We start from the raw sequence: 13028 nt of genomic DNA, 5'->3' as shown, positions 1-13028 counted from the left end.
AGCTTGAGATGCAAAGGGGCTATTAAAAACGCGAAGGTCCCGCAGCCAGTGAAGGCATCGGGACCATTGCAAAAAACTACATTTACCAACAGACAGCGCCACGCGGGCGCAAATGTCATAATACTAGGCGACGTCAGACAAAACACGCGCCAATTCAAACAAGCGGCGGCGTTGATTTTCTGGGATTGAATAATAGGAACGGACCAATTCAAGAGCTTCTTTATCAGCAAGAAGATCTGCAGGAACAGATTCATTTACAGCCGACACATCGGTTGTCGCAGCATCAACGCCATCAAAGAAAAAGGCAACGGGCACACCGAGCGCTTCGGAAATATCCCAAAGGCGAGACGCAGAAACGCGGTTCATACCTGTTTCGTACTTTTGGATTTGTTGAAACTTAATGCCCACCTTTTCGGCAAGCTGTTGTTGTGTCATTCCAACCATCCAACGACGATGTCGAACGCGTTTTCCTACATGTACATCCACCGGATGTTTCATATTAACTGCTCCTTACTGGGGGCACAGAATAACCTATGCGTGTGTAGCAAATTTTGACCGAGTTGACTCGAGTCTCAACCTGTCTTTTTGGATAGGCCCGAACGAACAAAATTCATGTGATTGATATTTAATAATAATTTATAATTATACGAAAAAATAATAATTCCCGAGCGCCTAAAAATCGATTTTATTATTAAACCTTAGCGCGAGTACATTTGCAATTTGCATTTTGCGAACCCTATTATCGAAAATACGTTTACTTTACGTAACATAATTTTCAGATAACGTAACAGGATTTTCAAAAAAAATAGCGGAATTTCCCCCCTGCGACGATTTCGATGATTCACTTGTTTTGTAATTTAAGTCTATAAACCGACATGCCACATATCATTTCAGCAGTCCAAGTCACCGATTTCTCAAAGCCGCCGCAACTTGCGCACGTCGCCCTTGATCCCCCAACTCAAGACCAAGTGCAAATCTGCGTGCGAGCCTGTGGGTTGAATTTTGCCGATCTCTTGATGTGCAAAGGCACCTATCAAGACACCCCCAAGCTGCCCTTTACACTCGGGCTTGAAATGGCTGGTGATATTGTTGCACTCGGAAAGAATGCTCCGCGCCATCTGAGCAAAGGCATGCGCGTCGCCGTCTTTGCAGGGCAAGGCGGGCTGGCAACAAAAGCAAATGTACCCGCGCAGCGCTGCATCCCCCTGCCAGACGCTTTGACTTTTGAGAATGCCACCGCTTTGCAGATCGCCTATGGCACATCACATATGGCGCTGGCCCATAAGGCGCGCTTGCAAAGTGGTGAACGGCTTGTTGTGACGGGGGCTGCGGGCGGCGTGGGATTGACGGCTGTGGAACTGGGCAAACTGATGGGCGCAGAAGTGATCGCGGTGGCACGCGGCGCATCAAAACTTGCCGTAGCCCGCAGCGCTGGGGCCGACCATTTGATCGATGCAGATGACCCTGATCTGCGCGATAAAATCAAAGCGCTTGGTGGCGCTGATGTGGTCTATGACGCCGTGGGGGGCACATTGTTCGAGGCATGCTTTCGGGCGACCAATCCTGATGGGCGCGTTCTTTTGATCGGCTTTGCGGGAGGGGATCTGCCCAAGCTGAAACCCAACCACATGCTGGTGAAAAACATCTCGGTGATTGGTTTTTATTGGGGAGCTTATTTCAACTTTGCGCCAGATGTTGTGACGCAATCCTTAACACAGATTTTCGATTGGGCCGCTCAGGGCAAAATAACGCCACATATTTCCAACCGCTTGCCGTTGGAACAAGCAACCGATGGGCTAAGCCTATTGTCCAATCGCACGGCGACAGGAAAAGTGATCATCACGCTTTAGGTCCACGCCCTATTGTGCAGCCAATTCCCGCGCGCTGACCCGCATTTCATAAGAGCTGCGCAACAAAGCGCACAATGCGTCAATCGCTTTGCCTTGTGTGGCATCCTTGCGATACATATTGACCTTTTTCGACTGAAGCTCTGGCAAAGCGCCCCCGTGCTGAATGGGTTCAGATTGCGGTGGCGTCGATCCAACAAGCATCGCATGCACAGCAAGATCGGCAGACACGGACGCCTCAATCGTGCGCGACTGATCGCTTTCAATCGCCATCTGCCACGGAATGCCGCTTTCATCCAAGGCCTGCTGCACAGGCTTTCGGAAGAGACATTTATGTTCAAAGGCCAGACGCAGCGGCCGATGCCGCCAAGCAGCCCCGCCAATCGCACCGATCCACACCATCGGCAGTTCCACAACTGTTTCACCACCAGGATCTAATCCGTCTTCTGTGGTCATAATCAAATCCGCTTCGCCACGTTCCAGCATCTCTTTCAGCTTGATCGTATAAGACGACACAAGATTGACGCGCATCCGAGGAAAAGACGCATTGAACTGATGTAGCACCTGCGGAATGGATGGGTAGACAATGTCATGGGGCACGCCCAAAACGATCTCGCCTTCGAATTCTTGCGCTGTGAGCCGTCCGAACACTTCGTCATTAAGGTCAAGCATCCGGCGCGCATATGACAAAAGCTGCTCGCCATTGGCAGTCAACGCGATGGTGCGTGCAGAGCGATCGAGTAATTTCAGATCAAGACTTTCTTCAAGGCGCTTGAGTTGCATCGAGACGGCAGATTGCGTGAGATTCAAAAAACCTGCGGCGCGCGTCACACCACCGCAATCTGCGACAGCTACAAAAGACCGCAACGCCGTCATATCCAAATTTCTCGCCATATCAAACTCCGTGATGCTTTGCCCAACAATCATTCATTTTACTTATGTCGCATGATCGCCGAAACATATCAACATGAATGATACATAGACGCCGACACTTCACATATAGGAAACAACCCATGCTTACATTGACGCTGCAGCGCGCTTCGCGTGCCCGCCCTGCCCGCCCTGCCCTCTCTTTGCTCTCTCGCTTTATTCAAGCACGAGCAGTGACGCGTCAACGCAAAGCCTTGGCTGAACTTGACGACACTTTGCTGGCAGATATTGGCCTCTCACGCTTTGATGCCCTAAAAGAATCCGCGCGCCCCGCGTGGGATGCGCCACAGCACTGGATGAAGTAATCTGCCCAACTCCACTTGATTGGTCTCATTGTCCCCGAACCATCAAGATCAAGACCGCGCCCTGCTTGAGTGCGGTCTTTTTGTATTTGGATATTCAATTTTGCCTCATTTGAGACTTGAAAACGAACACAATCACCCCAATATTGATTTGGAAACCAAGTAAACCGCTTGGCAAAAGAATTTAAGTCGCACAGGAGACAGTCGATGGCTGACTACAGAACGATGAATGCAGGCACACACGCAGGCTCATCTGCTCAAATTGATGCGGGTCTTCGCACCCACATGAACAAAGTTTACGGCACAATGTCCGTGGGCCTTTTGCTTACAGCTTTGGTGGCATGGGCCGTCGGGTCAAATGACGCGCTTTTGTCTTTGTTTCGTGACCCTGCCACACTGAAACCCAATATCCTTGGTTACGTTGCAATGTTTGCACCACTTGGCATGATTTTTGCCTTTGGCGCTGCGATCAACCGCTTGTCCGCCGCTGGCGCGCAACTGTTCTTTTACGTGTACGCAGCGCTGTTTGGCCTGTCTATCAGCTACATCTTTGCTGCCTACACAGGTGTTTCAATCACGCAAACATTCCTTGTGACCGCGATTTCATTCGCTGGCCTTTCGATCTTTGGCTACACCACACAAAAGAACCTGTCCGGCATGGGCACGTTTTTGATGATGGGCCTGATCGGCTTGCTCGTTGCGATGGTCGTCAACATGTTCTTGGGGTCCGGCGTTTTGAGCTTTGCGATCTCTGCAATTGGCGTTTTGATTTTTGCGGGCCTCACAGCCTATGACACACAAAAAATCAAAAACGACTACCTAGCCCACGCACATGCGATGGACTCTGAATGGTTGGCGAAATCCGCGATCATGGGCGCGTTGAGCCTCTACCTCGACTTTATCAACATGTTCATGTTCTTGCTGAGCTTCCTTGGCAATCGCGACTGATCACAAAAGACTTCATACTCAAACGAAAAGGCCAGTCTTAGGACTGGCCTTTTTTGTGGGCATATCTTCAAAATTTGTCGCTTAAGTCAACGCCATCTGCATCTGAATTGCTGGAAAATACAGACCGGGCTCAAGGGTCAATTCAACCTCGCCCGTCGCTTCAAACCCCAAATTTTCATAAAACAGTTCCGCAGCAAGCGTCGACAAGCAGAACATTTTAGACACCCCTTGTGCACAGGCATGTTTCAAAGCATGCGCCACAAGCAGCGACCCAACGCCGCTGCGCACCATGTCAGGCAAGACCGCAAAACGGCGCATGTGACCATTTTCACGTGGCCCAACACCGCCAAAAGGCGTGGCTTGCGACCATCCACCGGCCCCGATTAAAACACCTCCAGCGTCTGCAACAAAATAAGACCCGCCAGACAATAGGCTGGGCGCAGTGCGCATCATCCGCGGCAAAGCACGCGCCAAAATGTCATCATGGTACACGGGCGTCAAAAGTGCGCCGTAGCTTTTTGCAATCAACGTATCAATCGCTGCGGCATCACTTGGCGCCGCGGTGCGCACTTCAAAAGGTGGTAACACTTGTGCCGTATCAAAGTCATCAACATTACTTAAATCTAAATCGTCTCTCAGCGGGGTCTCGTTCAATAGACACATGGGTCTAGGTCTCCTATGTCACGCTCTATACGCGTGGCTTCGGGGAGGTCCGCTGGGGTTATCTAAAAAGAAAAACCGCGCGAACCCTGATGGTTTGCGCGGTTTTTGCATTTTGTCGTTCAAATCAGGCTTACTTGATTTTGCCTTCTTTGTACTCAACATGCTTGCGCACAACTGGGTCGTACTTTTTCATGACCATTTTTTCGGTCATAGTACGCGCGTTTTTCTTGGTCACATAAAAGTGGCCCGTGTCCGCAGTTGAGTTCAGACGGATTTTGATTGTGGTTGGCTTAGCCATTTTAAAGTCTCCAGTCTTACGTCCAACGGGTCAGTCGGGCACTTACGCGTGACACCCCGTGAAATCTCTTGAAGCCTGCCTTTTAAAGCGTTGCTGAGCCGAGTCAATGGCTTTGCAGTAAAAAAGCAAGCGAGGCCACCATGGCCCTAAATTATGACACATCGGCCGATCAAATCGACCAATACATCGCTCTTGCGCGTCCTATGCCATAGATTCGCATGGGCAACCAGAGGGATAAACGCGCAAAGGGAAACAAATTAAAGGCCCCAGTGCAAAACACCAAGGCCCAGAACAATTTTCATAAAGCAGCGCGATTTAAAGCGCTGGCTTGCCCATAGCCTGATGGATTTCCGTTTGCTGGACAGCATCCAATTGCAACGCAGCGGCCAACGCCTTGAGAAAGTTTTGCTCAGCGGCTGTATCCACAGAGATCGCCATCAAAGCTGCCGCGTAAATCTTGCCCTTGGTGTCCTCAGTCGCATCTTTAGCCAAAGCCACAGGATCAACAGGCGCATCCAATTCAGCTTGCACAAAATCAATTTCTTCCTGCGAAGCATCTGTCAGGTGATCCAAGATTTTTGTGCGCTCTTCGGCGTCAATTTCGCCATCAGACTTGGCCGCCATGATCATGGCGCGGATCATCAGTTTGGCATTGTCTTCTGCTGCCTGCCCAACAGGCGTGCCCTGTGTCACAGAGGCAAACATATCAGACAATCCGCCCGCCCCTGCAGTTGCCGCGCCGCCCATTGCCGCGAACAAAGACCCAAGGCCCGCCTCTGTCGCTTCAGACGCATCTGCCGCCTGCCCGCCAAAAGTGCCCATCATCTTGCGAATGGCATCAGCGCCCCCGGGGACACCGAATTTCTCAGCCATCTGACCCATTTGATCAGCCATGCCGCCCTCGTCGCCTGCTTTGCGCATAGCATCCCGCACGCCGTCCATGCCGCCCATTTTGCGGACCTTGGCAACGCCTTTTGCAGCAGCAAAACCGACAGCCAAAGTGGCCAATGTTTTCACGAAACTCATATGGATATCCCCCGTTTAAATAACTGTTGGTCTAAATATGGGGGTGATTTGATTGAATTCCAAGCGTTTGGACCACTTAAGGGGACCGATTTGCAATTTGACACCGCTAATATCCAACCACCAATATCAGCTGCGCAAACTATGTTGCCGCTCGTAGTGGGTCAGCACATCTTTTTTTAGTCTGAGCATAATTGTCCCAAAACGGACATAAGATTGGAAAACAGTGCGCCGGAAAAATGACTGCCGTGCTATTCCTGTCCTGCCATTTCGTCATGAGGCACGATCCACAGGGCGCGCAACGCATTCAAAATGACGGCCACGTCGATCGCCTCTTGCAGCAGCGCCCCCTGAACTGGTGTCAGGTATCCCAAGGCCGCAGCGATCATGCCCGCTACCGACAAACTGATCCCCGCGACGACGCTTTCCATGGCGATATGCCTTGCGCGGCGCGCTATTTCGATACCGGAACCAAGACGGTCAATCCGGTCCACCAACAGCACCACATCTGCGGCTTCGGCCGAGGCGGCCGCACCACGTGCGCCCATAGCAACGCCCACATCTGCAGCGGCAAGTGCCGGCGCATCGTTCACACCATCACCGACCATCATCACCGGACCATTTTTGCATTCAGTCAGCACCAGCAAAACTTTTTGATCGGGCGTCAACTCCGCTCTGATCCCATCAAGTCCAAGCCCCTCGGTCACGTGCTCTGCCACCTCAGCACGGTCGCCAGTCGCCAATAAGATGCGCGCAATTCCTTCGCGGCGCAGTCTGGCAAGCATGGCGCTGATGCCCTTGCGTAGAGGATCGGCCATAACCAGATACCCCGCCATTTGGCCATCGACCGCCACAGCGACAAGAACAGATCCTGGCGCACCGACTGGGTGGTCACCCGAAGCGCGTCCAACACGCTGCGCCACAAAGTCATCACCGCCGACGATCACTTTGTGCCCATCAACGTTGCCAACGACCCCCTCACCAGGGATTTCAACAACCTCCGAAGGCACGGACAACACAAGATCACGCGCTTTTGCCGCCGCGACGATAGCCTGCGCGACGGGGTGTTTTGACGCCTGATCAAGCGCCGCAGCAAAGTGCAGGATCTCGTCTTTATCCATGTCATCGTGACTGTCTATCAAGACAATCTGCGGTCGCCCATCCGTCAGGGTGCCAGTCTTGTCGAGAATAAGTGTCCGAATTCGCGCCATCGCCTCAAGCGGCCCTGCGCCCTTTATCAAAACGCCGAAATGCGCCGCACGAGAAAGCCCCGCAACCAGAGCGACCGGTACAGCCAAAATCAAAGGACAGGGCGTCGCCACGACCAAAACCGCCACAGCACGGATAGGATCGCCCGTAAACCACCATGCGGCAAAGGCAATCGCGACAGTCACGGCCAGAAAACCCAACGACCAGCGATCAGCCAACCGCGCCATCGGTGCCTTTGAATGCTGAGCTTCCTCGACCAGACGCACAATGCCAGCATAGGTGCTTTCCTTGGCACAGCGCGTCGCGGTCAATTCAAACGGTTCGCCTGCGTTGGTCGATCCGCTCATGGCATCTGCCCCGCGGGATAAGCGCACTGGCAGCGATTCACCGGTCAGGGCCGAGGTGTCGACAAAGGCAACATCTGACGAAACCGAGCCATCCACAGGAACAACATCACCCTGTCGGATCAGCAATAGATCACCCAGCTCGATGTCATCCAGCGGCACCTCTTCAAGGCCACCGTTTCTGTGCAGAGTTGCGGTTCGGGGCACACGCGACAACAGGTCGTGCATCTCGCGGCGGGCGCGACCCTCGGCAAAGCTTTCAAGAAAGGTTCCACCCGAATACATCACAGCGACGACGATTGCCGCCAGCGTTTCACCGAACGTAAGTGCCGCGGTCATCGACAGCGCTGCAACTATATCTAACCCGACCTCGCCCCGCCAAAGGCTACGCAAAATCTCAACCAAAAGAGCCACCAGCACGGGAACAACCCCGATAAACCAAGCAATGCCCGCAACGTCGTCTCTACCTGCGAAATAAAAAGCTATACCCGACAAGAGGCCCGCGACCGGAAACAACAGCAGAGCTGTCTTCAACCTGTTCGTACTTGTCTGTTGCATACTGTTCAATTTCCCTTGGCAAAGTATATCGCTACAGGATTTTAGCAAAAAGACATCCACCTGCTATGCCCCAGATTCTGTCCCAATCATCGCGCAATAAAAAGAGGGCGTCGAGGGGTTCTTTCGGCTTCAAATTGAACCGTGCAGCTGGCTGAAATTTGGGACTGATGGCAACGCGGGGGCAATGAAAATGCCAACGGCCCTCTCAGACAATACGTCCCCAAAGGCCTGATATGCGAGTTAGCCAAGCCATACTCGGAGCAGTCGCCCGCCAGCTTAGCGAGAGACCAAATAAGGCCTATTCGCAGGTTACAGATGTTAATAAAATATGCACGGATGGCCTATAAGCCGGATTTTGTCTGGGGTTGCCCCCTCGATGACCATTCCTCTAGGCGCATTGTTACCAATACGCTCAAGCTGCCAACCCGGGTCTCTCGGGCTTGAACCTCCCTATGATCACTCTGCGCGAACGCAGTGCCTCACACGAAACCCCTATTTGGCATTGCTCCCAGTGGGGCTTGCCGTGCCGCTTGCGTTGCCGCTCGCGCGGTGGGCTCTTACTCCACCGTTTCACCCTTACCCCAGCGTGCGCTTGCGCGCGCGTAGGGCGGTCTGTTCTCTGTGGCGCTGTCCCTAGGGTTGCCCCCGCCGGGCGTTACCCGGCACTGTTGTTCAATGGAGTCCGGACTTTCCTCGCGTCCCAGTACGCTTGCGCGCCCAGAACCCGCGGTCATCCAGCCATCCGTGCGGTTTGGGACTTAGGCTGTGAAAGCTTCGCGGTCAACGGGAAAGCGCGCAGCAATATCTATCGCAATCGCCATATCGATGCTGTCTAAGGGCCCTGAATGTCGTGGACGAAACCTGTCGCGAAATGCACTAAGCGCAGATGCGAGCGTACAAGTCTCAACACTATACCCAAAAGCCGTCAAAGCCTGAACAAATACTTGAGGGTCAGGTGAGACGCCTTGTTTCGACTTGGGCCAAATACTCAACCCCTGCAACGCCAAGCGCCGCCAATCAAAACGGGGACCCGGATCTATTTTACGGCTGGGCGCCATATCGGAATGGCCTATCACCCGTTCGGGTGCGATGGCGTGGCGTTTGATGATATCGCGCAGCAAATTTTCCAAAGCATCCATCTGCGCCGCAGCAAAAGGTGCAGAGCCGGAATTGGCCAGTTCTATTCCGATGGAGCGCGAATTCACATCAACGACATCGCCCCACTGCCCAGCGCCGGCGTGCCATGCGCGGTCAGATTCATCGACCATACGCACAATTTTGCCATGACAGTCGATCAAATAATGAGCTGAAACTTCAAACGCAGGATCACACAAACGCGCCAAAGCTTCATCAGCCGACCGCATCGCAGTGTAGTGAAGCACCACCAAATCCGGCACGGCACCGCCCTTGCGTACGCCAAAGTTTGGCGAAGCATGGGAGTGGCATGTCAGATCAGTCATGTGTGTTTAATTGCTGCGTGACGCCAAACGGAAAGGCCGCGGATCCCAAGAACACGCGAAACCATCGCCATCGGGGTCCATGCCTTTGACATTACGCTGCGGTCCACCACCCGCCAAAAACGCGTCTTGCGCCAAGTCTGGTGACGGATATTTGGCGCAACTGCGCTCGGCACGCGCTTGGGCACCGACGGTCAAACGCGAATAGATTGGTTGGCCAACGGAATTTGTGGTCGACAAAGCAAACTCAACCAATGACGTGCCAGAGCCAGAGGGGCGCGCGGGCACCGACGTTGGTTCGACCACTTCATAGGCTTGACGATTGGCCGCCACACGGGCTGCATCTTCGGCGATAGAACGCTCTGATGTGACAGCTGAAAAATCGTTTTCCGCTGAGATACCGATGCCGTTTTCTACAGTGCCAGCAAGAGCAACATCTGCGCCCTGTTCCAGCTGTCCTGTGGGATCAGCCGGCGCGCCAGATGCACGTCCGATAGCTGCCATGGCGTCTTCGGCAATATCATCGCCCGATGTGGCGCCCATTTCGGATGAAATAGCCATAGGCCGTGCTGCAGTACCACCTTCTCCAGATGCAATAAGCTCTGCTTCGCGGCTCGCTTGATAGTCTGAATAAGACCCAAACCCGACTCCAGCACCGCTGTTTGGCACAGGCGGATCACAGGCGGCCAAAGCAGCCAAAGATATCACAGCAAAAGCGGCACGGCGCATCATGCGTCTCCCGAAAAGTTGAATGTTACGCGTAGAGTTACCACCATTTGCCTGGCTTGGAAACAAAGCCTGCCGATTGCTCAAGACTATGAGCAATATTTAGCAGATCGCCTTCTTCCCATGGACGCCCAATCAACTGCAGCCCCAATGGCAAGCCGGTAGAAGACAGCCCTGTTGGCACAGAAATACCAGGCAAGCCCGCCAAGTTCAGCGTCACAGTGAACACATCATTGAGATACATTTCAACAGGGTCTTTACCCGTCACTTCGCCGATACCAAACGCGGCAGATGGCGTGGTCGGGGCCAAAATCGCGTCGACACCCGTGGCAAACACCTGTTCGAAATCGCGCTTGATCAAAGTGCGCACTTTGCGAGCGCGGTTGTAATAGGCGTCGTAGAAACCAGCGGACAGCACATAGGTGCCGATCATGATACGGCGCTGAACTTCGCGACCAAATCCTTCGGCGCGGGTTTTTTCGTACATGTCATCAATGCCATCGCCCGCACCAATTTTCGCACGGTGACCGTAGCGCACACCATCATAGCGTGCGAGGTTTGATGAGGCCTCAGCAGGAGCAATCACATAGTAAGCAGGCAAAGCGTATTGCGTATGCGGCAAGGTCACATCGACCACCTCAGCGCCAGCATCGCGCAGCATCGCCGCGCCATCGTCCCACAATTTTGCGATTTCGTCTGGGATGCCATCAATACGGTATTCTTTGGGGATGCCGATCTTTTTGCCTTTGATATCACCCGTGATCATTGCCTCGAAATCAGGCACAGCGAGATCAGCTGAGGTGCTGTCTTTCGCGTCATGACCCGCCATGGCTTCCAGCATAATCGCCGCATCACGCACGGTTTTGGTCATCGGGCCAGCTTGATCTAAAGACGACGCATAGGCGACAACGCCCCAGCGTGAACAGCGCCCATATGTCGGCTTGATGCCCACAGTGCCAGTGAAAGCCGCGGGTTGACGGATTGATCCGCCAGTATCTGTACCAGTCGCAGCCAAACACAAATCAGCAGCAACAGCCGCAGCCGACCCACCGGATGACCCACCGGGGGTCAAATCGCGATCATCGACTTTCCAAGGATTGATCGCAGGGCCGTACACAGAATTTTCATTCGACGACCCCATCGCGAATTCATCCATGTTGAGCTTGCCCAACATCACAGCGCCAGCGCCAAACAGCTTGCTTGTGATCGTGCTTTCATACTCAGGCTTAAATCCGTCCAAAATATAGGACGCCGCTTGCGTTGGCTGGCCTTTTGTTGCGAAAACGTCTTTCACGCCAATCGGCAGACCACACATGTTTGGTGCGTCCCCCGCAGCAATACGAGCGTCTGCGGCTTTCGCCTGTTCGCGCGCTTGTTCAGATGTATCGTGGACAAATGCGTTCAATTTTCCCGCACCCGAAATAGACGTCAGGCAGGCCTCGGTCAAATCAGATGAGGTAAAGTCACCCTTGCGCAAACCATCGCGCGCAGCTGCCAATGTCAGTGTGTTCAGATCAGTCATTGTGTTTACTCCACCACTTTGGGCACGGCAAAAAAGCCTTCGCGTGCATCTGGGGCGTTTTTCAAAATTTTGGCTTGCTGGTTACCATCGGTGACCTCATCCACACGGCGCTTCAAACGCTGCGGCGTCACAGAGGTCATCGGCTCAACGCCCTCGACATCCACTTCGGTCAGCTGTTCGATAAAGCCCAAAACAGCGTTAAAGTCTTGCGCCAATTCAGGAAGCGCATCTTCTTCAACCCGAATGCGTGCAAGCGATGCAACGCGGCGTGCGGTATCAATGTCGATCGACATAGGGCAACTCCGTTATCTCATTTGCGCGTACAACGAAGCACGCGGCCAAATCCATTTGTATTGGCTTTATCGCGCCCCGCGCCCCGCATCAAGCATATGGCGAGACAAAGTTGATTGATGCGTGTGTTTTGGGAAGAGTATCAAACACCATACAGGCAAACCCAAGGCTCAAAAGACACCCCAAGTCCTGCCGCCCCCCCCTGCCGAGGGTGGTAAGCAATCATCGCATCATGTAAAGCACGCTTGACACAACGGCAAAATCGCACAAATGTAAAGTTAGCTTTACAAAAAGGGTGCAAAATGCGCGGGATGATTTCTTTAGCAATCGGATTTATTGTCTACATCGCAATGCTGTTTCTTTCTCAAAAACTGTTCGCAGGTGGGATTGAAAGCAAAGCAGCGCGCATACTGGTCACTCTAATTCCGATGCTGCCCGTTGTATTCATTTGCGGCGTTGTGATTCGAAGCATCCGTCATTTGGACGAGATGCAGCGCAAACTGCAATTCGAAGCAATCGCTTTGGCATTCGTCGGAACCGCACTGATTACGTTCGGCTACGGATTCTTAGAAGATGAAGGGTTCCCCAAGCTCACAATGTTTGTCGTATGGCCCCTCATGGCAACTCTGTGGGTGATCGGTGTTATGCTCGGGCGGCTACGCTTTAGATGAAAAACCGCATCCAAGAATTGCGCCAACACAAAAAATGGTCACAAGCTGATCTTGCAGCCCAGCTGAATGTGTCGCGCCAAACTGTCAACGCGTTGGAACGGGGGCGCTACGACCCCAGTCTTCCGCTTGCTTTCAGCATTGCGCGTCTTTTCGACCAGACGATCGAAGATATCTTTCAGCCCGATCGGTAGAAATGCAGCCCGTCACAATACTAAACAGCACCAAAGACATAGTCCACC

At 53.1% G+C, this 13028-nt stretch carries 15 protein-coding genes and 1 other RNA gene; 5 read left to right on the top strand and 11 right to left on the bottom strand.

All coding sequences use genetic code 11. The features are described 5' to 3' along the window. Nucleotides 1-123: 123 nt before the first annotated feature. Nucleotides 124-498 (bottom strand): helix-turn-helix domain-containing protein, encoded by a 375-nt coding sequence (locus tag BM025_RS06660; RefSeq protein ID WP_085849164.1) that lies wholly within the window; start codon nt 496-498, stop codon nt 124-126. Between the two features lie 377 nt (nt 499-875). Here BM025_RS06660 and BM025_RS06655 point away from each other — a divergent pair, with 377 nt between their 5' ends. Next, complete coding sequence (locus BM025_RS06655) at nt 876-1850, top strand: NADPH:quinone oxidoreductase family protein (protein WP_085849165.1); 975 nt, start codon at nt 876-878, stop codon at nt 1848-1850. 9 nt (nt 1851-1859) lie between these two features. Here BM025_RS06655 and BM025_RS06650 read toward each other — a convergent pair whose 3' ends face one another. Next, nucleotides 1860-2741 carry a LysR family transcriptional regulator gene (locus BM025_RS06650; RefSeq protein ID WP_085849223.1) on the bottom strand — a complete coding sequence of 294 codons (882 nt, stop codon included), beginning with the start codon at nt 2739-2741 and terminating at the stop codon, nt 1860-1862. Between the two features lie 119 nt (nt 2742-2860). Here BM025_RS06650 and BM025_RS06645 point away from each other — a divergent pair, with 119 nt between their 5' ends. Continuing rightward, nucleotides 2861-3082 carry a DUF1127 domain-containing protein gene (locus BM025_RS06645; RefSeq protein ID WP_085849166.1) on the top strand — a complete coding sequence of 74 codons (222 nt, stop codon included), beginning with the start codon at nt 2861-2863 and terminating at the stop codon, nt 3080-3082. Between the two features lie 204 nt (nt 3083-3286). Continuing rightward, the gene (locus BM025_RS06640) at nt 3287-4027 is read left to right on the top strand and encodes a Bax inhibitor-1/YccA family protein (RefSeq protein WP_085849167.1); all 741 of its coding nucleotides are present in this window, start codon (nt 3287-3289) and stop codon (nt 4025-4027) included. 81 nt (nt 4028-4108) lie between these two features. Here the strand turns inward: BM025_RS06640 and BM025_RS06635 are convergent, their stop codons facing one another. The 9 genes from BM025_RS06635 to gatC all read right to left on the bottom strand — a co-directional run bounded on the left by BM025_RS06635 (nt 4109) and on the right by gatC (nt 12120). Next, nucleotides 4109-4690, bottom strand: coding sequence for a GNAT family N-acetyltransferase (locus BM025_RS06635; RefSeq protein WP_085849168.1), 582 nt, complete (start codon nt 4688-4690; stop codon nt 4109-4111). Between the two features lie 130 nt (nt 4691-4820). Next, on the bottom strand, nt 4821-4988 hold the full coding sequence (rpmG, locus tag BM025_RS06630) for a 50S ribosomal protein L33 (RefSeq protein ID WP_085849169.1): 168 nt from the start codon (nt 4986-4988) through the stop codon (nt 4821-4823). Nucleotides 4989-5303: 315 nt separating this feature from the next. After that, on the bottom strand, nt 5304-6014 hold the full coding sequence (locus tag BM025_RS06625) for a DUF533 domain-containing protein (RefSeq protein WP_085849170.1): 711 nt from the start codon (nt 6012-6014) through the stop codon (nt 5304-5306). A 248-nt stretch (nt 6015-6262) separates the two neighbouring features. Beyond that, nucleotides 6263-8122 carry a heavy metal translocating P-type ATPase gene (locus BM025_RS06615; RefSeq protein ID WP_085849172.1) on the bottom strand — a complete coding sequence of 620 codons (1860 nt, stop codon included), beginning with the start codon at nt 8120-8122 and terminating at the stop codon, nt 6263-6265. Nucleotides 8123-8450: 328 nt separating this feature from the next. Continuing rightward, nucleotides 8451-8868: RNase P RNA component class A (gene rnpB / locus BM025_RS06610), an RNA gene on the bottom strand. 12 nt (nt 8869-8880) lie between these two features. Beyond that, a complete protein-coding gene (locus tag BM025_RS06605; RefSeq protein WP_085849173.1) occupies nt 8881-9582 on the bottom strand; it encodes an N-acetylmuramoyl-L-alanine amidase in 702 nt (233 codons plus the stop codon). A gap of 6 nt (nt 9583-9588) precedes the next feature. Beyond that, nucleotides 9589-10311, bottom strand: coding sequence for a hypothetical protein (locus BM025_RS06600; protein ID WP_085849174.1), 723 nt, complete (start codon nt 10309-10311; stop codon nt 9589-9591). A 34-nt stretch (nt 10312-10345) separates the two neighbouring features. Then, entirely contained in the window at nt 10346-11827 is a 1482-nt protein-coding gene (gene gatA / locus BM025_RS06595) for an Asp-tRNA(Asn)/Glu-tRNA(Gln) amidotransferase subunit GatA (RefSeq protein ID WP_085849175.1), read from the bottom strand. Nucleotides 11828-11832: 5 nt separating this feature from the next. Continuing rightward, nucleotides 11833-12120, bottom strand: coding sequence for an Asp-tRNA(Asn)/Glu-tRNA(Gln) amidotransferase subunit GatC (gatC, locus tag BM025_RS06590; RefSeq protein ID WP_085849176.1), 288 nt, complete (start codon nt 12118-12120; stop codon nt 11833-11835). A 300-nt stretch (nt 12121-12420) separates the two neighbouring features. Between gatC and BM025_RS06585 the strand changes: the two genes are divergently transcribed. Both BM025_RS06585 and BM025_RS06580 read left to right on the top strand, forming a co-directional pair. Further along, nucleotides 12421-12789 carry a hypothetical protein gene (locus tag BM025_RS06585; RefSeq protein ID WP_085849177.1) on the top strand — a complete coding sequence of 123 codons (369 nt, stop codon included), beginning with the start codon at nt 12421-12423 and terminating at the stop codon, nt 12787-12789. Beyond that, nucleotides 12786-12980 (top strand): helix-turn-helix transcriptional regulator, encoded by a 195-nt coding sequence (locus BM025_RS06580; protein WP_085849178.1) that lies wholly within the window; start codon nt 12786-12788, stop codon nt 12978-12980. Before BM025_RS06585 ends, BM025_RS06580 begins: the two co-directional genes overlap by 4 nt. Nucleotides 12981-13028: the final 48 nt, after the last annotated feature.

The organism is Pacificibacter marinus (genome assembly GCF_900109555.1).
GTDB lineage: Bacteria > Pseudomonadota > Alphaproteobacteria > Rhodobacterales > Rhodobacteraceae > Celeribacter > Celeribacter marinus_C.
Note: the sequence above shows the minus strand (reverse complement) of the source record. Positions and strands in the feature narration are given on the sequence as shown.

Coding starts and splice junctions, on each gene's coding strand:
- BM025_RS06600 (WP_085849174.1), bottom strand. CDS start 10,311: ATGATGCGCCGTGCCGCTTTTGCTGTGATATCTTTGGCTGCTTTGGCC.
- BM025_RS06645 (WP_085849166.1), top strand. CDS start 2,861: ATGCTTACATTGACGCTGCAGCGCGCTTCGCGTGCCCGCCCTGCCCGC.
- rpmG (WP_085849169.1), bottom strand. CDS start 4,988: ATGGCTAAGCCAACCACAATCAAAATCCGTCTGAACTCAACTGCGGAC.
- BM025_RS06625 (WP_085849170.1), bottom strand. CDS start 6,014: ATGAGTTTCGTGAAAACATTGGCCACTTTGGCTGTCGGTTTTGCTGCT.
- BM025_RS06635 (WP_085849168.1), bottom strand. CDS start 4,690: ATGTGTCTATTGAACGAGACCCCGCTGAGAGACGATTTAGATTTAAGT.
- BM025_RS06585 (WP_085849177.1), top strand. CDS start 12,421: ATGCGCGGGATGATTTCTTTAGCAATCGGATTTATTGTCTACATCGCA.
- gatC (WP_085849176.1), bottom strand. CDS start 12,120: ATGTCGATCGACATTGATACCGCACGCCGCGTTGCATCGCTTGCACGC.
- BM025_RS06580 (WP_085849178.1), top strand. CDS start 12,786: ATGAAAAACCGCATCCAAGAATTGCGCCAACACAAAAAATGGTCACAA.
- BM025_RS06615 (WP_085849172.1), bottom strand. CDS start 8,122: ATGCAACAGACAAGTACGAACAGGTTGAAGACAGCTCTGCTGTTGTTT.
- gatA (WP_085849175.1), bottom strand. CDS start 11,827: ATGACTGATCTGAACACACTGACATTGGCAGCTGCGCGCGATGGTTTG.
- BM025_RS06605 (WP_085849173.1), bottom strand. CDS start 9,582: ATGACTGATCTGACATGCCACTCCCATGCTTCGCCAAACTTTGGCGTA.
- BM025_RS06660 (WP_085849164.1), bottom strand. CDS start 498: ATGAAACATCCGGTGGATGTACATGTAGGAAAACGCGTTCGACATCGT.
- BM025_RS06650 (WP_085849223.1), bottom strand. CDS start 2,741: ATGGCGAGAAATTTGGATATGACGGCGTTGCGGTCTTTTGTAGCTGTC.
- BM025_RS06640 (WP_085849167.1), top strand. CDS start 3,287: ATGGCTGACTACAGAACGATGAATGCAGGCACACACGCAGGCTCATCT.
- BM025_RS06655 (WP_085849165.1), top strand. CDS start 876: ATGCCACATATCATTTCAGCAGTCCAAGTCACCGATTTCTCAAAGCCG.